Raw genomic sequence first — 20,568 nt, 5'->3', positions numbered from 1 at the left:
CGCCAGCATAAAGCCCGAGCCGACAGGTGTCAGCGTTCACTGGCTCGATCCGGAACAATTCCGTAACATCCGCAACCCTCTTTTCCCCGAACACCCGCGGCCGCGCTCGTCGGCCGCTCAGTCAGGTAAGCCATGAAACCGATTCGTCTGCGCGCCGATGTCCTGGCCGGACTCACCACCTCGTTTGCCCTGTTGCCCGAATGCATTGCGTTCGCGCTGGTGGCGCACCTCAATCCGCTGATGGGCTTGTACGGCGCTTTCATCATCTGCACGCTGACGGCGTTGTTCGGCGGCCGGCCGGGCATGGTCTCCGGCGCGGCGGGTTCGATGGCGGTGGTCATCGTCGCGTTGGTGGTGCAGCACGGTGTGCAGTATTTGCTGGCGACGGTGTTGCTCGGCGGTTTGATCATGATGGCGTTCGGACTGCTGCGCCTGGGCAAACTGGTGCGCATGGTGCCGCACCCGGTGATGCTCGGTTTCGTCAACGGCCTGGCGATCATCATTGCCCTGGCGCAACTGGAGCATTTCAAGAGCGGCGAAGACTGGCTCAGCGGTACGCCGCTGTACCTGATGACCGGGCTGGTGCTGCTGACCATGGCCATCGTCTACATTCTGCCGCGTCTGACAAAAACGGTGCCGCCGGCACTGGTGGCGATCCTCGGCGTCGGCCTGCTGGTCTATCTGTTCGGCCTGCCGACCCGCACCCTTGGCGACATGGCGCACATCGCCGGTGGCTTGCCGACCTTCGCTTTGCCGGACATCCCGTGGAATTTCGAAACCCTGCGTATCATTGCGCCTTACGCGATTCTGATGGCGCTGGTCGGTCTGCTGGAAACCCTGCTGACGTTGAACCTCACCGATGAAATCACTGAAACCCGTGGCTACCCGGATCGCGAGTGCGTGGCGCTCGGTGCGGCGAATATGGTCTCGGGTGCGTTCGGCGGCATGGGCGGTTGCGCGATGATCGGCCAGACCGTGATCAACCTCAGTTCCGGCGGGCGCGGGCGTTTGTCCGGTGTGGTCGCCGGGGTGCTGATTCTGTTGTTCATTCTGTTTCTGTCGCCGCTGATCGAGCGTATTCCGCTGGCGGCGCTGGTCGGTGTGATGTTTGTGGTGTCGCAGCAGACTTTTGCCTGGGCGTCATTGCGGGTGGTGAACAAAGTGCCGCTCAACGATGTGCTGGTGATCATCGCTGTGACCACTATTACGGTGTTCACTGATCTGGCCACTGCGGTGCTGTGCGGCATCATTATCGCCGCGCTTAACTTTGCCTGGCAGCAGGCCCGTGAGCTGTATGCCGATGAGCATCTGGAGGCTGACGGCAGCAAGCTTTATCGTCTGCATGGCACGTTGTTTTTTGCCTCGACTACGCCGTTTCTCAATCAGTTCGATCCGGCCAATGATCCGGCTCGGGTGACTTTGGATTGTCGGCATTTGAGTTTTGTTGATTATTCGGCGATTGCGGCGTTGAAGACTCTGCGCGAGCGCTATGCGAAGGCGGGTAAGCATTTGCAGGTGTTTCATTTGTCTGAGCGGTGCAAGAAGTTGCTGAAGCGGGCGGGTGAGGAGCATCACTGATTATCTGGCTGACCGGGTACATATCCGTTGCTGCGGTCACGGCGGCTTAGGGTTTCGCCCTTACGGCGACTCACTTTTTTTACAAACGCCTAAAAAAAGTAAGCAAAAAAACGCTTGCTCCTACGTGCGGCCCGCTCGCTGGGGCTCGGGGTTCCTTCGCTCCGGGATCCCTCCGGGCGCATCGCCTACGGTTTGCTTCGCTGCACCTCCTCTCGATGCATTTGGCTGCGCCAAACGGTCGCTGCGCTCCCACCCCCGGATGAATCCCTCCACTCAGCCTTCCGACGTCGCCCGTGGATCAAGATCAAGAGCTGCAGCCGAGCTAACGCTCATCCTGTTGAGTGGTTAGAAGCTCCTCGGTGTGAAGTGGGCGTTATTTTTTGCTTTTCTGTGGGAGTGAGCTTGCTCGCGAAGGCTGCCTGACAGCCGACCTGTTTCTGGCGGGTTGTAGGCGATCCAACTGTAGGAGCGAGCCTGCTCGCGATGGCGGTGTGTCACTCAAAGATGCTTTGAATGACACACCGCTATCGCGAGCAGGTCAGCTCCAACAGGTTTTGCGTGGCCGGATTCAGATGGCGGGGAAGTCAATATCGGTCAGCGCCGCGTTGTTCAGGTAGTTGGTCAGGCTCTGCACGGCCACCAGTGCAATCACTTCAATGATCTTCACGTCGTCGATGCCGGCAGTGCGGGCGGCGGCGATCTGTGCATCGCTCAAATGGCCGCGACTTTCGGTCAGCTGACGGGCGAGGGTGGCGTAGGCGTTGAGTTCGCCTTGGCGGGCGGCGACGATGTCCTGTGCCGAGAGCCCGGCCTTGCCGGCAAACAAGGTGTGTGCGGCCAGGCAGTAGTCGCAACCGTTGACCTGGGAGGTGGCGAGGTACACCGCTTCTTTTTCCTGGGCGCTCAGCGAGGTTTTGCCGAGGATCGCCGAGGCTTGCACGTAGGTTTCGAGGGCCACCGGCGCTTTGGCCAGGGTGGTGAAGACGTTGGGCAGGAAACCGATTTTCTTTTTCACGCTTTCCAGAACCGGGCGGGTGGCGTCGGTGGCGGTTTCGAGGCTGATTGCGTGGATGCGGCTCATGGTGATTCTCCGAAAGTCCGGTGCGTAGTGCGCCGGGGATGGAGGCCATGTTATTGAGCGAGGCTGGTGGATTGGCGGCAAATCGTCGAGGATATGCGGCAGATCGTCCAGATATGCCCTTGGAGTCGTCCATGGATCGCCTTTCAACATTGCTCAGCCATTTCGGTGTGACGGCCGGCACTTTTCACAGCGGCACGTTCTGCGGCGTCGCGGTTCATGAAAATGAACCGGTCGGCCATGTGCATTTGTTGCAGGCCGGCGAGTTGCTGCTCAAGCCGGGCAGCGAACGCGAGATCCGCCTCAGTGAGCCGTCGCTGATCTTCTTCCCCAGACCCTTCGCCCATCGCATGTTTGCCGACGAAGCCATGGACACTCAGGTGGTTTGCGCAACGCTGATGTTTGATGGCGGTTCCGGTAATGCACTGGCGGCGGCACTGCCGGATTACCTGGTGCTGAAACTGACGGACATTCCGGAGCTGGCCAACACCGTCGAATGGCTGTTCAAGGAAGCGTTCGAAGGGCATTGCGGGCGCGTGGCGGTGATGGATCGACTGTTCGAACTGCTGGTGATTCTGCTGTTGCGGCATTTGATCAGCAGTCGCGAGCAGCAACCGGGGATGATCGCCGGGCTGGCCGATCCGCGTCTTTCCCGCGCCTTGAACCTGATGCACGAGCAACCGCAAAAGCCCTGGAGCGTGGCGGATCTGGCGTCTGTCGCCAACCTGTCGCGCGCCGGATTTGCCGAGCAGTTTCGCCGGGTCGTCGGGCAGACTCCGGCCGATTATCTGCTGAGCTGGCGGGTCAGTCTGGCGCAGAAACGCTTGCGTGAAGGCAAGCCGATTGCGCTGATTGCCGAGGAGGTCGGTTACGAAAGTCCTTCGGCGCTGGCCCGGGCGTTTCGGCGCAAGACCGGGCTCAGCCCTCGCGAGTGGAAGGCCGGCGCCTGAGGATCATTTGGCGAATTTCTTCGCCCCGGCCACGCACAGGATCACACCCAGCGTCACGGCAAGCATGCCGAGGCTGACGTGTTCATGCAGCAGCGTCGCCGCCAGCGCCAGGCCAAAAAACGGCTGGAGCAATTGCAACTGACCGACCGCGGCAATCCCGCCCTGGGCCAGACCGCGATACCAGAACACAAAACCGATCAGCATGCTGAACAGCGACACATAGCCCAGACACAGCCACGCCGACAGACTGATTGTGTTGAACGAGGCGGGCGCCAGCCACAGACTCAAAACCGCCATGAGCGGTAGCGACAGCACCAGCGCCCAGCAAATCACCTGCCAGCCGCCGAGGGCGCGCGACAGCTTCGCGCCTTCGGCATAGCCGAGGCCGCAGGCGAGAATGGCGGCGAGCATCAGCAGGTCACCGGTGGGTGAGGCAGTCAGGCCTTGTGCCAAGGCGAAACCGACGACCAAAGCGCTGCCGAGAGTGGAGAAAATCCAGAACACCGGTCGCGGCCGCTCACCGCCGCGCAGCACAGCAAAAATCGCTGTGGCCAGTGGCAGCAATCCTACAAACACAATCGAGTGCGCCGACGTCACGTGTTGCAGCGCCAGGGCGGTCAGCAGAGGAAAACCGAGCACTACGCCCAGCGCGACAATCAACAGCGACAGCCACTGATCGCGCGCCGGGCGCCGTTCGCGAAATAGCCACAACAGCGCGACAGCCAACACCCCGGCGATGGCAGCGCGGACCACGGTGAGAAACACCGGATCGAACTCCAGCACCGCCAGACGCGTGGCCGGCAGCGAACCGCTGAAGATCACTACGCCGATAAAACCATTGATCCAGCCACTGGTTTTTTCCAGTGCCGGGGTCGTCAGATTCGAAGTCCGTTCCATAGCAGATCACGCTCAGAAGTGGGTTGCATTGTCGTGATGCTAGAGCCGAGAATCAGCACAATCAAAGAATTGTCATGGATACATCCGGCATGCCACGCTCGCGCTACAAGACACTCGTTGACGCCTATGCCGCAGATATTCGCTCGGGCCAATTGCCGCCAGGCACGCGGTTGCCGACCCATCGGCAACTGGCCGCTCAGGAAGGCCTGGCGCTGGTCACCGCCTCGCGGGTATATGCAGAGCTGGAGGCCATGGGCCTGGTCAGCGGCGAGACCGGTCGCGGCACGTTTGTCCGTGAAACCTCGCTGGCGCCGGGGCAGGGCATCGATCAGAAAGACGTGGCGGTCGGCATGATCGACCTCAATTTCAATTACCCGTCGTTGCCCGGTCAGGCCGATCTGCTGCGCACCGCGCTGCGGCAATTGGCGTTGTCCGGTGATCTGGAAGCGTTGCTGCGTTATCAACCGCATGCCGGTCGCGCCCACGAGCGTGCGTCGGTTGCCCGGCACCTGCTGACGCGCGGGGTGACGGTCGAAGCCGAGCAAGTGCTGATCGTCAACGGTGCCCAGCAAGGCCTGGCGGTGACGCTGATGGCATTGCTCAAACCCGGCGATGTGATAGCCGCCGACGCGCTGACTTATTCCGGGTTCAAGGTTTTGGCCGAGGCGCTGCATCTGGAAGTCGTGGCGATTCCGTTCAGCGATCAGGGGCCGGATCTCGCCGCGCTGGACAGACTCTGTCGCAGCCGCTCGGTGCGTGCCGTGTACAGCATGCCGACCTTGCACAATCCGCTGGGTTGGGTGATGCCGTTGGCGCAGCGCGAGCAGTTGGTGGCGATTGCCCGTCGACATGATCTGACGATCATCGAAGACGCGGCCTACGCATTTCTGGTGGAAAACCCACCGCGTACGCTGATCGATCTGGCGCCGGAGCGCACGGTGTACGTCTCGGGCCTGTCGAAAAACATCGCCACCGGCCTGCGCGTCGGTTTCATTGCCGCCCCGCCAGAAACGGTACCGGCACTGGAACGCATCATCCGCGCCACGACCTGGAACACCCCCGGCATCATGACCGCCATCGCTTGCGGTTGGCTCGACGACGGCACGGTGACGCTGCTTGAGGAACAGAAACGCAACGACGCCAAAGCGCGGCAAGCGTTGGCGGCCAAAGTGCTGAAAGGGTTGCCGAGCATTGGCCATCCGGCGTCGTATTTCCTCTGGCTGCCGCTGCCCGAAGATGTGCGCGCCGATCAGATTGTCGTCGAGTTGATGCACGAGCAGATTTCCGTCACCACGGCGGAGCCGTTTTCTGTGTCCGGGCATGCGCCGCATGCGATTCGTCTGGCGCTGGGTTCGGTAGAGATGGATGTGTTGCGCCAGGCGTTGAGCAAAATCAGCAGGATCATTGGCGCTTACCGGTAAAAACAAAATGCTACCCTTGCGCCGCCCGATGCAGACCGACCCGGAACCCTCGATGAAAAACACCGCTGCACTGTCACTCGCCGTGATTCTCGGCACCAGCCTGTTCACTACGTTCAGCCATGCCGCAGGCGACCCCGAAGCCGGCGCAAAAATCTTTCCGCGTCTGTGCGGCGGCTGTCATCAGGTTGGCGAATCGGCCCGTCCCGGATTCGGCCCGCAACTCAACGGCATCATCGGGCGGCCCGCCGGTACCTCGGCTAATTACGTGTATTCCGAGGCGATGAAGAACTCGGGGGTGACCTGGGATCGCGAAACGCTGATCGCCTATCTGAAGGATCCGAAAGGCGTGGTGCCGGGCACGCGGATGATTTTCTGGGGCCTGAGTGACGAAGAAAAACTCGACAACCTGTTGGCTTATCTTCAGACCTTCTCGCAATGACGGCAGGAGCTGCCGAAGTCCCTGATTGAAAATGACATGAAAAACCTATTCGGCGTTGTTGCTGCCTTCAAGGAACCCACCATGAAATTTTTGCTATTGGCAACACCGCTGCTGCTTGCCACAGGACTGGCCCACGCGGGCATCCCCATGTTCAACGCCACGTGCCCGGGCAAGATCGAAGTGCACGCCGATCAAGGCGGGCCGATCTACATCAATGGCAAGGAAGGCAAGTTGAAGAAATTCAATGAGAACTACTTCGAGGCCAAAGGCGCGGGCGTGACCATCTCTCTGAGCATCAATCCCGACGGATCGCCTGCGGTGTCGTACACCGGGAAGAACAGGGCCAACGGGATTTGTGAAGTGAAAAGCGACTGATCAAGCGACCTGATTGCGACCCGCTGCCTTAGCCTGATACAGCTGCTGATCGGCGCGTTTGATCAGTGCACTGTGGTTGTTATCGGCCGGGTCTGCCAGGCCGACACCGATGCTCACCGTCACATTCCCGACCGCAGGGAAATCGGCCTCGGCAACCGCCGCGCGAATCTTCTCGGCGACAACTTCCGGGGTGTCGGGTTGGGCGATTTCCGGCAACAGCACGGCGAACTCTTCGCCGCCGTAACGAGCGACGAAATCGGTGGTGCGCAAGCTGCTCTGAATCAGTTGCGCCAACTGTTGCAGCACCTCATCACCCACGGCGTGACCGTGGCTGTCATTGATTCGTTTGAAGTGATCAGCATCGATCAGCAGCAGGGAAAACGGACGTCCGGTGCGGCGGAACAGCAGTGTGTATTCGGTGAGTTTCTCGTCGAAACGGCGACGGTTGTAAACGCCGGTCAAACTGTCGTGGGTCGCCAGACTCAGCAATTCGGCATTGGCCTGCGTCAGCGCAGCGGTGCGTTGCGCGACGGTTGCTTCCAGCGAGGCATTGGCCTCTTGCAGTTCGCGCTCTTTGCCGAGCAGTGATTGCGTCATTGCATCGATGGACTGGCCGAGCTGAGCAATCTCTCGCACCGGGTGTTGCAGCGGGAATTGTGCGCCGGGCTGTTTGTTCTGGACTTGTCTGGCCGAATGCGCGAGCTGTTCGATCGGTCGGCTCAGATACAGCGCCAGGTAGTAGGCCACCAGGCCAAACAGCACGGCCGCGACCACGCCCAGTATCAGCAGTTTGTAGAGCAGCAGCCGTGCCGGTTGCAGTGCGGTTTCCAATGGCTGGCGCACGGCGATCGACCACGACAGCGCCGTGCTCGACGGCGTTGGTACGGTGACCATGCTGGTGAGAAAACCGTTGCCCGCCGTCCACCCCTGTAACTTCGAATCCATCGCCGCCAGTTGCTGGCCCGCCAGCGCTTCCGGATAGAGAATCTTGCCATCGTGATCGATGATCAACGCCTCGATATCCGGCGTTGAGTTTTTATGTGAAAACGCCGCTGACTCAACAATGCGTGTTACCCAACTCCAGTGCGCGTGTGCACCCAGGACGCCAATCACCTGACCGTCGGCGTTACGGATCGGCGCGGCGAAATCGATGAAGCGCAGCGGTTCGCCGTTCGGCAGCCCCGGCAGCATTTTCGCCAGCAGCACCGCCTCATGGGGATCGCCGGTGTACTCACCGCGCAACCCGGCCTGGAACCACGGCCGTTGTTGCACCGATTGACCCACCAGCAAGCCGTTCACCGCTTGATGCACCTTGCCCTCGGCATCGGTGACGCCCATCCACGCATACTCGGCGCGGGCCTGAGTACGCAGTTGCATCGATTTCAGAATCGCTGGGTTGTCCAGATCGCCACGCTCCAGATGCGGCGCACGGCTGAGCAGATACACCTCCAACTGGCGTTCGCGCAGTTGCTCGCCCAATAACGATGCGGCCGAGCGCGCGGTGTTGAGCAAGGCATTGCCGCTGGCCTGCTTCATCTGTTCCGTGGCGATGTGGCCGACATAGAAGCCCACGCTGAGCAGCGTCAGCAGGGACAAACCGGCAAACCAAAGGGTGAGGTGGCTACGCAGACTGGCTTTGAGCATGGGCAGGCGAGGTCTGTTTTGGAGTTGTGGCCGCATGGTATGCGCAATGGGCGGTGGGTGACCAGTCGGGGAATGGATGGTTGCGGGCAGGAAAAAGCCCGGCTGATCAGGCCGGGCTTTTTCTTGGGGTTGCGATGAAGCCAGTGGTTTAGGCGACGCGGCGTTCGATCAGGCGATCAGCGCCACCTTCGGCAACGCGGCGTTCGATCAGACGATCGGAACCACCTTCAGCAACGCGGCGTTCGATCAGACGATCGGAACCACCTTCGGCAACGCGGCGTTCGAGCAGACGATCGGAACCGCCTTCGGCAACGCGGCGTTCGATCAGGCGATCGGAACCGCCTTCGGCAACGCGGCGTTCGAGCAGACGATCAGAACCGCCTTCGGCAACGCGGCGTTCGAGCAGACGATCAGAGCCGCCCTCAGCAACACGACTTTCAATCAACTTGTCCGAGCCGCCTTCAGCGACCTGGGTATGTGCCGGGGTGGCGGCAAAAGCGTTAATGGCGAAAACCGAAAAAGCGATGCTGAGAAGGGTTTGGCGTTTCATGATCGTGTGCTCCAAGGGGTAGTTGTTTGTCTGGAGCCGATGTTACGCCGTGGATTTTTTATGAGAACTTCATTGACGTGATGGTGACTATCGACGCCAGCAATGTATGCCCGAGCCCCCGTTTCATGGGGTGGTTGATCGCACGCACAGCTCACCGGTCGCCCGCGTCAAAGCCAACTCATGCAACGCATCGTGGGTCAGGCCACTGCGCGCCTTGGCCAGCCACGCCGGGCAATTCGCGTCATGGCGATAGGGCGCGAACTCGGCGTATTGCTGCAGCAGACGGGTTTGCAGTTCATCCAGACGCGGGCGGATCTGTTTACCGAGGTCGGGGCGCGGGGTGTCTGGTGCGGCAGCGGCCGCCTGCCATTGTGCGAGCAACCCGTACTGCACTAATTTGTTCGCCTCCATTTGCGCCGCGATCAGTTGCGCCACGTCTTCAGGGTCGAGCTTGTGCTCGGCGGCCAGCGCTCGGGCATTGGCAATGACCTGCGCCTCACGCGGGCTGTCCTGAATCGGCTTGCCACTGTCCCATTTGGTCAGCGCGACGAGGTCGCCGATGTTCAGGCGTTCGTTGAGTGTTTCCAGCAACGGCTTCAACGTTTCGGCGGGCGCGGCGGCGTGAGCGCTGGTGGCGAGCAGGGCGAGTAGGCTGGCGGTCAACAGATTGGCAACGTGCGGCATGAACAGAGCCTCAATGAGAGCAATGGAAGTGGGCAGTTGTTTACCACAGCGCTGAACCGACACCTATAGATCCGTGCTCATTACACAGGTGCGGGCACCGGTAATAAACACCGATTTGAAATGTTAATTGCACCCCGCGAGCAACTCACCGAAGCTATCCTCAATCAGCCCTCCCGCCGTCGAGATGGACCTCTATTCAATGCAAGCCGTCACCCAACGCCCACTCTGGCACACCTACCTGCTGTTCCTCGCGCCGATGGTGCTGTCGAATTTTCTGCAATCTATGTCGGGCACGGTCAACAGCATCTACATCGGCCAGATGCTCGGCACCCAGGCACTGGCGGCGGTGTCGGGGATGTTTCCCATCGTGTTCTTCTTTATCGCACTGGTGATCGGCCTCGGTGCGGGCGCCGGGGTGTTGATCGGTCAGGCGTGGGGCGCGCGCGAACCGCACATGGTCAAGGCGATTGCCGGGGCGACGCTGTTGCTGGGCGTATTGATCGGCCTGGTGGCCGCGATATTGGGCAGCGTGTTTGCGCGACAGGCATTGGCGGGGTTGGGGACGCCGGCGGATGTGCTCGACGATGCAGTGGCGTATGCCCACGTGATGATGTGGATCTTGCCGTCGCTGCTGGTGTTCGTACTGTTCACGCAATTGTTGCGCGGGGTCAGCGATACGCTGTCGCCGTTGCTGGCGCTGGTGGTGTCGACCTGTGTCGGGCTGGCCCTGACCCCAGCGCTGATTCGCGGTTGGTTCGGCTTGCCGCAACTGGGCATTCAGAGTGCGGCGTACGCGGGGTTGGCCGGCAACCTGGCGGCAATGGCGTGGCTGGCGTGGCGGCTGATTCGCAAGGGCCATTCACTGGCGCCGGATCGCGAGTTTTTTGCCGCGCTACGGCTCGACGGGGCGATTCTCGGCAAAGTGTTACGCATCGGTCTGCCGACCGGCGTGCAGATGATTGTGCTGTCGCTGTCGGAGCTGGTGATTCTGGCGCTGGTCAACCAGCACGGGTCGCAAGCGACGGCGGCCTATGGCGCAGTGACACAGATCGTCAACTATGTGCAGTTCCCGGCCTTGTCGATTGCGATCACCGCGTCGATCCTCGGTGCGCAGGCCATCGGCGCCGGGCGACTGGAACGCATGGGGCCGATTCTTCGCACCGGGCTGCTGATCAACGTGTGCCTGACCGGCGGTTTGATTGTGCTCGGTTACCTGTTGTCGCACTGGTTGCTGGGCCTGTTCCTGACCGAGGATTCGACCCGGGCGATGGCTGAGCATCTGCTGCACATCATGTTGTGGAGCCTGTTGGTGTTCGGCTTCCAGGCAATCATTGGCGGGATCATGCGCGCCAGCGGCACGGTGTTGGTGCCGGTGGTGATTGCGATCATTTGCGTGGTCGGCGTGCAACTGCCGGCGGCGTACTGGCTGGACGGGCAGTACGGTTTGCAGGGGGTGTGGATGGCGTTTCCGGTGGCGTATCTGGGCATGCTGGTGTTGCAGACCTTGTATTACAAACTGGTCTGGCAGCATCAGAAGATCGAGCGGCTGGTGTAGGCGCTGGCGTAACAGTCGGATGTTTGCTTAAGTCAATCGAGGCCCTCGACGGCCAGCCCCGCCCGGAGAATCCCATGTCGATCCGATTGCTGCTGGCTGCCGCGTGTTCGCTGTGCGTCATCTCTGCCGCGCAGGCTGTCGAATACACGCGGGTCAACACCACCGCCAGCCAGATCAGTTTTACCTACAACCAGATGGGCTCGCCGATGTACGGCACCTTTGGCAAGTTCGAGGCGACGCTGGACTTTGATACCGACAACCTCGCCAACGCCCGTACCACGCTGCACATTGACCTCAACAGCATCGATGCCGGCAGCGAAGACGCCAACACCGAGCTGGTAAAACCGGCGTGGTTCAACACCGAAAAATTTCCCGTGGCGGTGTTCGAATCCCGACGTTTCACCCAAGTGGCCGAGCGTCGCTATCTGATCGACGGACAACTCACCCTCAAGGGCATTACCCGCGAAGTGCAGGTGCCGGTGGAATTGAAACCGGGCAGTGCCATCGGCATTTTCGACGGTGACCTGGTGCTTAAGCGCGACGAGTTCGGCCTCGGCGCGGGGGAGTGGGCGGACACCGTGGTGTCCAAGGACATCGCCATCAAATTCAAAGTGGTGGCGCCGCAGCAGTGACCTCGCCAGTCAATAAAACCGGTCCTGTTCTTTCATCGCCTGAATCTGCCAGAACGTTCTGCCGGAGATCAGCAGAAACAGCAGTGCGAGCAACACACCGCCGGTCATGATGCAGAAGCTCGTACGGTAACTCTGCAACTGACTGGCGATGCAGCTTTTATCCGGCATCCACGGCGACACCAGCAGGTTGATCGGGCCATCGACTTCGTACTGGGTATGCTCAACGTAGCGTTCGTCGGCGTGTTGCCCTTCATGGGTCTGGCCTTGGGCATCGGTGTATTGATAGTGAATGACCTTGCCATTGGCGTTCATTGGAATCTGCTCCAATGCCGTGACGCTGCCACGGGTTTCCACACCGTTGAAACTCAGCGCCCCATACAGCATGCCCGACTTGTGAGCCATTGCAGCGAGCAGCAGCACCACGCAGCAAGCAACGGTCAGCATGACGATACGGTTGTAGAGGTGATCCTTGGCAGCTTCGCGCGGGTAGTACATGGCTGATCCGTGGTGGTGACATTGGTAGGAGACCGTTACATCGGCGCTCGGAACAGGAACTTTAGACGTCGAGCCGGCCGGTCACGGTATGATGTCGCGGCTCGTCGACCGCTGCGGCGGTCGGCAACGCTTTTTACCGTCGGAGTTCGTCATGCCACGCATCACCCACTACAAATCCCCATGCCCCGAAGGCGTCAACAGCCAGATTCTGCAGATGGTCGTCGACTACCTGACCGACATCAGCGCGGTCGGTCTCGGCCCGAGCAACCTGCTGTACAACGTCTATCAGTACGCGGTCGGCTATGAGGTGCATCTGTATCTGGAAGCGTTGAATGGCGAGAAGGGCACCGACGTCGAGTTGCTGGTCGCCACCGACGAGGATGATCCGGAGCAAGTGATCGGTTTTCTGTTGTACCTGCCGGTGCAGGGCGATTGGGAAGCCTGCAGCGTGGCTTATATGGCGGTGCGCGAAGGGCATCGGCGTCAGGGCGTGGCGCGGGCGCTGATCGGCGAAATGGTCGGGCGTTATCCTCATGCGGAACTGGCCTGCACCGTGGGTAAAGTCCCGTACTTCGAAGCCTTGGGTTTTGAAGTGATCGGTTCACGGGAAACGCAGGTATTGATGAGCACCCGGCATTACCGCAGCAACGGCCTGCGCGGATTTATCGACACCACACCGATCTACCGGTCGCTGGAAGTGCAGCAGATCCACACCTATCTGCTGCAGAAAAACGGCAAGCGCGCGATGCTCGACGCCGAGAAACAGCGCGACCGACACCTCGACCAGACCACCCGCCATGTCGAGGAGTTTGTCCGCCAGCGCCTGACCGTGCACTGACCTCACATCGCTGAACAAGCCCTTGCTGTGAATGGCGCAGCAAGGGCTTTTTTGTGTCCCCGATTCAGCCGAGTTTGACGTTCATGGTGATCCGCGCCGTGAACACTTTTTTGCTCTCGGTATCGTGAATGTCCACGGTGACGATCTTGTCGCCTTCGCTCTGCCAATCCACGCCTTCACCACTGGCCACCGCCGTCACATCGGTTTTTGCCTTGGCCAGATATTCCACGGTCATGCCTTTGGGGATCCAGCGTGCGCCGGCCGGGATCGACACATCGGTCATCATCCCGGCGGCGAGTTCTGCGGCGTTGCACATGGCAATCGCATGCACGGTGCCGAGGTGGTTGGTGATCTCACGACGAAACGGTACTTGCACCGTCGCTGCGTTGGCGCGCAACTCGGTCACCAGCGGGTTGATGGTGCTGAAGTACGGCGCGACCTGGCAGGCCATCTGGCTGAACGCTTGCGGGCCTGCGCTGTTGAACATGCTGAGAAACTGACTCATGGAAACGCCTCGCGGAAAGTGATTTTGCAGAATGATGTTCCGTTACAGAATAATGTTCTGTAACGGAACGGTATTCGGTCTGCGGGAAATCTGTCAACCTGTGCATGTTTTTTCATGGGCACGACGTGTGCCTTTCAATCCCGATTTTCAGGCAGTGAGCCGCATGGACACCGCAGATCTACTTGAACGCAGCTACCCCGGCCGCCGTGCCGAACTCAAGCGCGATATCTTTCGCAAGGCGCTGAGCCTGTTCAACGAGCAGGGGATCGAGGCCACCACCATCGACATGATTCGCGCCGAGTGCGATACCAGCGTCGGGGCGATCTATCACCATTTCGGCAACAAGGAGGGCTTGGTCGCCGCGTTGTTTTTTACCGCGCTGGAGGATCAGGCGCGCCTGCGCGATGCCTATCTGGATGCAGCGCAAACCACCGAGGAAGGTGTGCAGGCGCTGGTGTTCAGCTACGTCGATTGGGTCGAGCGTCAACCCGAATGGGCGCGTTTCCAGTACCACGCGCGGTTTGCCGTGACCAAAGGGCCGTTCAAAGACGAACTGGCCGAGCGCAACAAGACCCGCAATCTGCGTCTGCGCGACTGGCTGGCCGAATCGGGGCGCGCTGCCGAACTCAAGGCGCTGCCCGCCGAGCTGTTGCCGTCGTTGATCATTGGTCAGGCCGACAGTTATTGCCGCGCCTGGTTGGCGGGGCGGGTGAAGGGCCGTCCGGCGGATTATCGCGAGTTGCTGGCGCAGGCGGCCTGGCGCTCGATTCGCGTCGATGCGCTGCCGGACTGTTGATTTACGCAGACAAAAAAAGAGCCTCAAAGCTCTTTGATGGGGAGGAAGTAGAGCCCTCGAGGCTCAAGATGCGCATGAAGCAAGGCACGGGCTTGATTGGGGTTCAGAGCACCCGTGCCTACGCAGCGCTCGATAGAGCGGAGCCACTGCGTGATTCCATCCTAGGAGTGTGCAAGTGGCGGCTCAAGTACCGCCAGTCGCCCGGGCGGCGGCGAGAACCTGGTACACAAATACTGACGTGATCCTGTGTAGGAGTGAGCCTGCTCGCGATCGCGGTGGGTCAGTCAAATCAACTTCGACTGACAAACCGCGATCGCGAGCAGGCTCACTCCTACAGGGGAAACGCGGGGTCAACGGGCGCCGGGCCAGCCTGATTTTTCGAGGGCTGCGAGCAGGGTGTCGGCGTCGAGTCCCGGCACTGAATGCCCGTTGCCCTCGGTGCTGTCGCTGGCCAGCAAAGCATTGATGATCGCCTCTTCAACCGCCTCGGTCGCGGCGAGAAACAGCTCGCTGATGTGGTCATTGTTGACCATGCGCAAGCCGTCACAGGTCGGCGCGCCTTTGCCTTCGTAGGCGGCGGGCGGCACGTGATCGTTGCCGGTGGCGAAGGCGATGAAAATGTCGCCGCTGTGATCCTCGTTGCCACCGCCGGTGCGCGCCAGACCCAGGCTCGCGCGCTGTGCCAGACGTGTGCATTGATGCGGCAACAGCGGCGCGTCGGTGGCCAGACACACAACAATCGAACCCATGCCCGGATGCGGTAACGCTGCGCGCAGGAACGGCGAATCTTTCTGTTCCATGTAGCGCCCGACCGGGTAGCCATCGACCCGTAACTCACTGCGAATGCCGTGATTGGCCTGCACGATCGCGCCGACGGTCCAGCCACTCTGAGCACGGCTCAACCGCCGCGACGAGGTGCCGATGCCGCCCTTGAATTCATGGCAGATCATGCCGCTGCCACCGCCGACCGCGCCCTCGACGACGGGGCCGTCGACGGCTGCGCTCAGCGCTTCGGCGACGTGTTCAGGCTGGACGTGGAAACCGTTGATGTCGTTGAGCAAACCGTCAAAGGTTTCCAGCACCACCGGCATGTTCCAGTAGAGGCGACCGTCGTCGGGTTGCTGCTGGCGATCCAAGGCAATCAATGCATCGCGCACTACACCAAGGCTGTGGGTGTTGGTGAAGGCAATCGGGCTGGTCAGCAGACCCGCCTCGCGAATCCATTCAAGGCCGGTGGCGTCGCCATTGCCGTTGAGCACATGCACGCCGGCAAAACACGGCTGCTGATTGGTCGAGCCCGGGCGCGGTTCGATCAGTGTGACGCCGGTGCAGATGTCGCGCCCGGCGCTGCTGCGTCCGCGCACATTGCTGTGGCCGACGCGCACGCCGGGTACATCGGTGATGGCGTTGAGCGGGCCGGGCGGCAGTTGGCCGATGCGGATGTTGAGGTCACGGGCACGAGGTTTCATTGATTTCTGTCTCTCAAAAAAATGCTGGGTTGTGCACTGACCCTGTGGGAGCGAGCCTGCTCGCGAAGGCGTCGGCACTTTCAACACATCAGTGCCTGACCCACCGCTTTCGCGAGCAGGCTCGCTCCCACAGGGTTTTGTGCAATGTTCAAAAGGCTTTATTGGCCGTTCTTGACCTTGCTCCACACCCGCGTGCGCACTCGCTCGGTGGCTTTCGGCAACGGTTCAAGGGTGTACAGCGTGGCCATTGCCGTAGCAGACGGATAAACCGCCGGGTTGTCCCGCGTGGCTTCGGCCACCAACGGTGTCGCCGCACGATTGCCATTCGGATAAGACAGGTGATCACTGACCGGCGCGATCACTTCGGGGCGCAGCAGATAGTCGATAAAGGCCAGGCCTTGGGGACGATTCGGTGCGTCCTTGAGCAGCACCAGCGTGTCGAACCACACCGGCGCGCCTTCCTTGGGCAGGCTGTAGGCGATCTTCACGCCGTTGTTGGCTTGCTCGGCATTGGTCTTGGCTTCGAGCATCGCGCCCGACCAGCCCACCGCCACGCAAATGTTGCCGTTGGACAGGTCGCTGATGAATTTCGACGAGTTGAAGTAGGCAATGTGCGGGCGCAGTTTCAGTAGCAGCGCTTCGGCTTTTTTATAGTCATCAGGATCGGTGCTGTTCGGTGGCAGCCCCAGATAATGCAGGGCGACCGGCAGCATCTCCGACGGCGAATCGAGCATCGCCACACCGCACTGGCCGAGTTTGGCGAGGTTGGCTTCGTTGAACACCAGATCCCACGAGTCCACCGGCGCCTTGTCGCCCAGCGCCGCGCGCACTTTATCGATGTTGTAACCGATGCCGTTGGTGCCCCACAGATAAGGCACTGCGTATTGATTGCCGGGATCGTTGTTGGCCAGCTTCGCCAGCAGGTCGCTGTCGAGATTCTTCCAGCCCGGCAGTTGCTCGCGCGGCAGCGGGGCGAGGGCGCCGGCCTTGATCAGCGTCGGCAGGCTGAAGTTGCTTGCCACCACCACGTCGTAGCCGCTGCGGCTGGTCATCAGTTTGCCTTCGAGGACTTCGGCACTGTCGAAGGTGTCGTAGACCGGCTGGATACCGCTGTCGCGCTGGAAATCGTGGAGGGTGTTCGGGCCGATGTAGTCGTACCAGTTGTAGACGTGCACGCTCGGTGCGTCGGCGGCCATGGCAATTGAGCTGGCGCTGAGACCGGCCAGCAGGCCCAGTTTTATGCTGAGGTTGATACAGCCACGGTGACGACGCATGATGCGGCACTCCTGGCCTGTACAGGCCGGTGATGAACAGGAGTGCTCAGCCTATCGGGCCGGTCACGCCTGACCCATTCCCATCATGGGTTACTCAAAAGGGGTAGTGCGTGGACGCGTTGCTGCAGGAACTGCCAGTGCATCAAAGCCTGGCGCGGGTATTTGCCGGTGTCGGTCAGGACGGTTTCTGGCGCGCGCTGGTGGACACCTTGCGATTGCTGGTGCCGCTGGACAACGCGCTGGTGGCGCTGATGCAAGCCGGGCAGGCGCCGCAGTTGCTGATCGACTTCGACAGCCAGGGCCGCGCCGACGAGCAAGAGGAACTCGCCGGATACTGCGCCGGAATGTACTTGCTCGATCCGTTTTATCAAGCCGCCTCGACCGGCATTGCCGACGGTTTGCACAGCCTCGCCTCGGTGGCGCCGGACCAGTTTCTGCACAGCGAGTATTACCAGAGCTACTTTCGTTTGATGGTCGGTGAAGACGAGTTGCAGTTCATGATCAACGTCGAGGGCGGCGTGCTCGGTTTGTCATTGGGTCGCTCGACGCCGTTCGACATGGCCGAGCAGGGTCGGCTGCTGTGCGTGCGCGACTGGGTGCTGGCGGCGATGCGTCGGCATGTGCAGTTGCTGCCGCCGCAGGGCGCGGTGGCGCAAACGGTGGTCGGTGATCTGGCGACGTTGCTTGACCGCTTCGATGCGCGGCTGACGGTGCGTGAGGTCGACACGGCACGGCTGATCCTGCAGGGTTTCTCCAGCAAGGCGATGGCCCAGCAGATGGGTATTTCGCCGGAAACGGTCAAGGTGCATCGGCGCAATCTGTATCACAAGCTCAATGTCACCGGGCATGGTGAGTTGTTTGCTTTGGTGCTGCGCCCACCAACTCCCTGACCCAACACAATCCCCCTGTAGGAGTGAGCCTGCTCGCGATAGCGGTGTGTCAGATATCACCTATTTGACTGATAGACCGCTATCGCGAGCAGGCTCACTCCTACAAGGGATCTTCGGGGTGTCAGATAGTGCGCTGGAAGATCAGGGCCTTGAGACCGCTTTCAGGATCAATGTCCGGAAACTCCGGCGGATTCTCCAGCCGCTCTACAAAGCGCAAACCCGGCGCTTCCTGCGTCACGCCATCGATCAGAAAGTCCGAACTGAACGCCGGATCGTTCATGCACGCCAGCACCGTGCCTTGCGCCGTGAGCAATTCCGGCAGACGACGCAGCACGCGCTGGTAGTCCTTGGTCAGCAGGAAACTGCCTTTCTGAAACGACGGCGGATCGATGATCACCAGATCGTAGGGGCCGCTGTTGATCACCTTGCCCCAGGACTTGAACAGGTCGTGGCCAAGGAAACTGACTTTGCTCAAGTCATGGCCGTTCAAGCGATGATTGTCGCGACCCCGGCTCAGAGCTGCGCGCGACATGTCCAGATTGACCACATGGCTGGCGCCCCCTTCGATGGCCGCCACGGAAAACCCGCAGGTGTAGGCGAACAGGTTGAGGATGCGTTTGCCGTCGGCCTGTTCGCGCACCCAGTTGCGCCCGTAACGCATGTCGAGAAACAGCCCGGCGTTCTGCTTGCGACCCAGATCGACGCGGTACTGCAAGCCGCCCTCGACGATGCTCATTTCGTCGATTTCATCGCCCTGCAACCATTCGGCAGTGCTCTGCGGCAAGTAGCGATGCTGGATCAGCAACGTGTGCGCGCCGGACTGTTTCCATTCGGCGGAACCGGTGAGTTCCAGCAGCAGCGCCTTGAGATTGTCCAGCTGCTCAGGCGCTGGTTCCTTGAACAGCGACACCAGCACCACGCCTTGCAGCCAGTCCACGGTCAACTGCTCCAGCCCCGGCCAGCAGCGGCCGCGCCCGTGGAACAGGCGGCGGGTTTCGCTCGGCGCTGCCGCGAGGGCCGGCAGCAGATGGGCGTGGAGGGTAGCGAGGGCTTCAGGGTTCATCGGTCAGGATCGGCAAGCAAAAGGGCCGGCATTTTAACCACAAATACACCGTCGCGAACGATTGCCGCTGACGGGCAAAAACGCCGTTTCGCAAAAGACCTGTATCAAAAATGAATTTCTGCAGAGCCCGCCGCTCATACCAGATAAGCAGCGGATTCAAGCCGCTAAATCGTTAATGCAATTCAGGGAGTGCAGTTCCATGTGCCCAACACCGACGGCGGATGCGCACCTTCCTGGCGGGTTGATTCTGGTAGTCGAGGACGATCCGTTGATTCTGGAGTTTCTTTGCGAAATTCTTCAGGAGGAAGGTTTCAAGGTCGAGCCGCACACCAGCGCCGACGCCGCATCGCAATATCTCGAGCAACACGCGCCGGAAGTGGCGCTGCTGCTGACCGACATCACCATGCCCGGCACCCTCAATGGTGCTGATCTGGCCAACCTGGTCGGCGACCGCTGGCCGGACAAGCCGGTGATGGTCATGTCCGGCTACGAAACGCCAGAGACCTCCGGGGTCAAGCATTCGGTGGCGTTCATCAAGAAGCCCTGGGCCATCGGTCAATTGCTCGACTGCGTCGACAGCGCGTTCAAATCCAAGGCCCCGCGTCTGCACTGACGCTGGGTGGAACGGGCGGGCAAGTGCTACATTGCCCGCCCGGTCTCTTGCCAGAGGATGCGACCCTTTGTCTGCTCACGATGCTGTATTTGATCGCGCGTTCGGCGCGTTTCTGTTCGACATGGACGGCACCGTCCTCAATTCCATTGCTGCCGCCGAGCGGATCTGGTCAGCCTGGGCCGTGCGCCATGGTGTCGATGTGGAAACCTTTTTGCCGACCATTCATGGCGCGCGAGCCATCGACACGATCAATCGCCTGAACCTGCCGGGCGTGGATGCCGAGGCGCAAGCGGCGTTCATCACCGAGGCGGAAATCGCAGACGTTGAAGGCATTGTCGAGATTCCCGGCGCGGCGAAATTTCTCAACAGCCTGCCCAAAGATCGCTGGGCAATGGTGACCTCGGCACCACGGGATCTGGCGTTACGGCGGATGGCGGCGGCGGGGATTCCAGCGCCGGCGGTGATGATCACGGCTGAAGATGTGAAGGCCGGCAAACCTGATCCGGCCGGCTATTTACTGGCTGCGAAACGTCTTGGCCAGGAGCCGCATGATTGCCTGATCTTCGAAGATGCCACTGTCGGTATTCAAGCGGCCGAAGCGGCTGGCGCGGCGTTGATGATCATCACCACGACGCATCAGCATCCGCTGGAAACGGCGCACGCGACGCTGGCCAGTTACGCTGCGGTCAGCGTCAAAGTCGACAGCGACGGCCTGCACCTGCAACGCAACTGACAAACACAATCCCTTGTAGGAGTGAGCCTGCTCGCGATAGCGGTCTGTCAGACACATGGATTTGACTGACCCACCGCTATCGCGAGCAG

General features: G+C 60.8%; 22 protein-coding genes. 12 read left to right on the top strand and 10 right to left on the bottom strand.

The annotated features are described in order from the left end of the window. Positions 1-132: 132 nt before the first annotated feature. Positions 133-1,578 carry a SulP family inorganic anion transporter gene (locus tag CCX46_RS18930; RefSeq protein ID WP_127928880.1) on the top strand — a complete coding sequence of 482 codons (1,446 nt, stop codon included), beginning with the start codon at positions 133-135 and terminating at the stop codon, positions 1,576-1,578. Between the two features lie 568 nt (positions 1,579-2,146). Here CCX46_RS18930 and CCX46_RS18925 read toward each other — a convergent pair. Next, positions 2,147-2,659: a carboxymuconolactone decarboxylase family protein gene (locus tag CCX46_RS18925; protein ID WP_127928879.1), complete on the bottom strand. Its 513-nt coding sequence runs from the start codon at positions 2,657-2,659 to the stop codon at positions 2,147-2,149. A gap of 131 nt (positions 2,660-2,790) precedes the next feature. Between CCX46_RS18925 and CCX46_RS18920 the strand changes: the two genes are divergently transcribed. Next, a complete protein-coding gene (locus CCX46_RS18920; RefSeq protein ID WP_127928877.1) occupies positions 2,791-3,606 on the top strand; it encodes an AraC family transcriptional regulator in 816 nt (271 codons plus the stop codon). A gap of 3 nt (positions 3,607-3,609) precedes the next feature. Here the strand turns inward: CCX46_RS18920 and CCX46_RS18915 are convergent, their stop codons facing one another. After that, positions 3,610-4,503 (bottom strand): DMT family transporter, encoded by an 894-nt coding sequence (locus CCX46_RS18915; RefSeq protein ID WP_127928875.1) that lies wholly within the window; start codon positions 4,501-4,503, stop codon positions 3,610-3,612. Positions 4,504-4,592: 89 nt separating this feature from the next. On the opposite strand from CCX46_RS18915, the gene CCX46_RS18910 reads away from it, so the two are divergent. The 3 genes from CCX46_RS18910 to CCX46_RS18900 all read left to right on the top strand — a co-directional run bounded on the left by CCX46_RS18910 (position 4,593) and on the right by CCX46_RS18900 (position 6,738). After that, positions 4,593-5,924 (top strand): aminotransferase-like domain-containing protein, encoded by a 1,332-nt coding sequence (locus tag CCX46_RS18910; RefSeq protein ID WP_127930427.1) that lies wholly within the window; start codon positions 4,593-4,595, stop codon positions 5,922-5,924. Between the two features lie 52 nt (positions 5,925-5,976). After that, on the top strand, positions 5,977-6,363 hold the full coding sequence (locus CCX46_RS18905) for a c-type cytochrome (protein WP_127928873.1): 387 nt from the start codon (positions 5,977-5,979) through the stop codon (positions 6,361-6,363). Positions 6,364-6,444: 81 nt separating this feature from the next. After that, positions 6,445-6,738 (top strand): hypothetical protein, encoded by a 294-nt coding sequence (locus CCX46_RS18900; protein WP_127928871.1) that lies wholly within the window; start codon positions 6,445-6,447, stop codon positions 6,736-6,738. Here CCX46_RS18900 and CCX46_RS18895 read toward each other — a convergent pair whose 3' ends face one another. The 3 genes from CCX46_RS18895 to CCX46_RS18885 all read right to left on the bottom strand — a co-directional run bounded on the left by CCX46_RS18895 (position 6,739) and on the right by CCX46_RS18885 (position 9,616). Beyond that, complete coding sequence (locus CCX46_RS18895; RefSeq protein ID WP_127928869.1) at positions 6,739-8,382, bottom strand: sensor domain-containing diguanylate cyclase; 1,644 nt, start codon at positions 8,380-8,382, stop codon at positions 6,739-6,741. A gap of 148 nt (positions 8,383-8,530) precedes the next feature. Next, positions 8,531-8,932 (bottom strand): hypothetical protein, encoded by a 402-nt coding sequence (locus CCX46_RS18890; protein ID WP_127928867.1) that lies wholly within the window; start codon positions 8,930-8,932, stop codon positions 8,531-8,533. Between the two features lie 123 nt (positions 8,933-9,055). Beyond that, positions 9,056-9,616, bottom strand: a complete 561-nt coding sequence (locus CCX46_RS18885; protein WP_127928864.1) for a chorismate mutase — start codon at positions 9,614-9,616, stop codon at positions 9,056-9,058. 199 nt (positions 9,617-9,815) lie between these two features. On the opposite strand from CCX46_RS18885, the gene CCX46_RS18880 reads away from it, so the two are divergent. Together CCX46_RS18880 and CCX46_RS18875 are read left to right on the top strand one after the other, a co-directional pair. Further along, positions 9,816-11,171 (top strand): MATE family efflux transporter, encoded by a 1,356-nt coding sequence (locus CCX46_RS18880; protein WP_127928862.1) that lies wholly within the window; start codon positions 9,816-9,818, stop codon positions 11,169-11,171. A 74-nt stretch (positions 11,172-11,245) separates the two neighbouring features. Continuing rightward, positions 11,246-11,803 (top strand): YceI family protein, encoded by a 558-nt coding sequence (locus CCX46_RS18875; protein WP_127928860.1) that lies wholly within the window; start codon positions 11,246-11,248, stop codon positions 11,801-11,803. A gap of 9 nt (positions 11,804-11,812) precedes the next feature. On the opposite strand, the gene CCX46_RS18870 is transcribed toward CCX46_RS18875, so the two are convergent. Next, positions 11,813-12,298 carry a DUF3592 domain-containing protein gene (locus CCX46_RS18870; RefSeq protein ID WP_127928858.1) on the bottom strand — a complete coding sequence of 162 codons (486 nt, stop codon included), beginning with the start codon at positions 12,296-12,298 and terminating at the stop codon, positions 11,813-11,815. Positions 12,299-12,449: 151 nt separating this feature from the next. Here CCX46_RS18870 and CCX46_RS18865 point away from each other — a divergent pair, with 151 nt between their 5' ends. After that, positions 12,450-13,136: a GNAT family N-acetyltransferase gene (locus CCX46_RS18865; protein WP_127928856.1), complete on the top strand. Its 687-nt coding sequence runs from the start codon at positions 12,450-12,452 to the stop codon at positions 13,134-13,136. 64 nt (positions 13,137-13,200) lie between these two features. On the opposite strand, the gene CCX46_RS18860 is transcribed toward CCX46_RS18865, so the two are convergent. Further along, a complete protein-coding gene (locus CCX46_RS18860) occupies positions 13,201-13,641 on the bottom strand; it encodes a hotdog fold domain-containing protein (RefSeq protein ID WP_127928854.1) in 441 nt (146 codons plus the stop codon). A gap of 163 nt (positions 13,642-13,804) precedes the next feature. Here CCX46_RS18860 and CCX46_RS18855 point away from each other — a divergent pair, with 163 nt between their 5' ends. Beyond that, on the top strand, positions 13,805-14,437 hold the full coding sequence (locus CCX46_RS18855; RefSeq protein WP_127928852.1) for a TetR/AcrR family transcriptional regulator: 633 nt from the start codon (positions 13,805-13,807) through the stop codon (positions 14,435-14,437). A gap of 350 nt (positions 14,438-14,787) precedes the next feature. On the opposite strand, the gene CCX46_RS18850 is transcribed toward CCX46_RS18855, so the two are convergent. Together CCX46_RS18850 and CCX46_RS18845 are read right to left on the bottom strand one after the other, a co-directional pair. Beyond that, the gene (locus tag CCX46_RS18850; protein WP_127928850.1) at positions 14,788-15,906 is read right to left on the bottom strand and encodes a DmpA family aminopeptidase; all 1,119 of its coding nucleotides are present in this window, start codon (positions 15,904-15,906) and stop codon (positions 14,788-14,790) included. A 158-nt stretch (positions 15,907-16,064) separates the two neighbouring features. Further along, the gene (locus CCX46_RS18845; protein ID WP_127928848.1) at positions 16,065-17,180 is read right to left on the bottom strand and encodes an extracellular solute-binding protein; all 1,116 of its coding nucleotides are present in this window, start codon (positions 17,178-17,180) and stop codon (positions 16,065-16,067) included. 110 nt (positions 17,181-17,290) lie between these two features. Here CCX46_RS18845 and CCX46_RS18840 point away from each other — a divergent pair, with 110 nt between their 5' ends. Continuing rightward, positions 17,291-18,070, top strand: coding sequence for a helix-turn-helix transcriptional regulator (locus CCX46_RS18840; RefSeq protein ID WP_127928846.1), 780 nt, complete (start codon positions 17,291-17,293; stop codon positions 18,068-18,070). A 121-nt stretch (positions 18,071-18,191) separates the two neighbouring features. Here CCX46_RS18840 and CCX46_RS18835 read toward each other — a convergent pair whose 3' ends face one another. Continuing rightward, a complete protein-coding gene (locus CCX46_RS18835; protein WP_127928844.1) occupies positions 18,192-19,133 on the bottom strand; it encodes a class I SAM-dependent methyltransferase in 942 nt (313 codons plus the stop codon). A gap of 199 nt (positions 19,134-19,332) precedes the next feature. On the opposite strand from CCX46_RS18835, the gene CCX46_RS18830 reads away from it, so the two are divergent. Together CCX46_RS18830 and CCX46_RS18825 are read left to right on the top strand one after the other, a co-directional pair. Further along, entirely contained in the window at positions 19,333-19,746 is a 414-nt protein-coding gene (locus CCX46_RS18830; protein ID WP_095118272.1) for a response regulator, read from the top strand. A gap of 67 nt (positions 19,747-19,813) precedes the next feature. Next, positions 19,814-20,479, top strand: a complete 666-nt coding sequence (locus CCX46_RS18825; protein WP_127928842.1) for an HAD-IA family hydrolase — start codon at positions 19,814-19,816, stop codon at positions 20,477-20,479. Positions 20,480-20,568 lie beyond the last annotated feature (89 nt).

The sequence above is a fragment of the Pseudomonas sp. RU47 genome (assembly GCF_004011755.1).
Lineage (GTDB): Bacteria > Pseudomonadota > Gammaproteobacteria > Pseudomonadales > Pseudomonadaceae > Aquipseudomonas.
The sequence above is the reverse complement of the archived record's forward strand: the minus strand, read 5'-3'. Positions and strand labels throughout refer to the sequence as shown.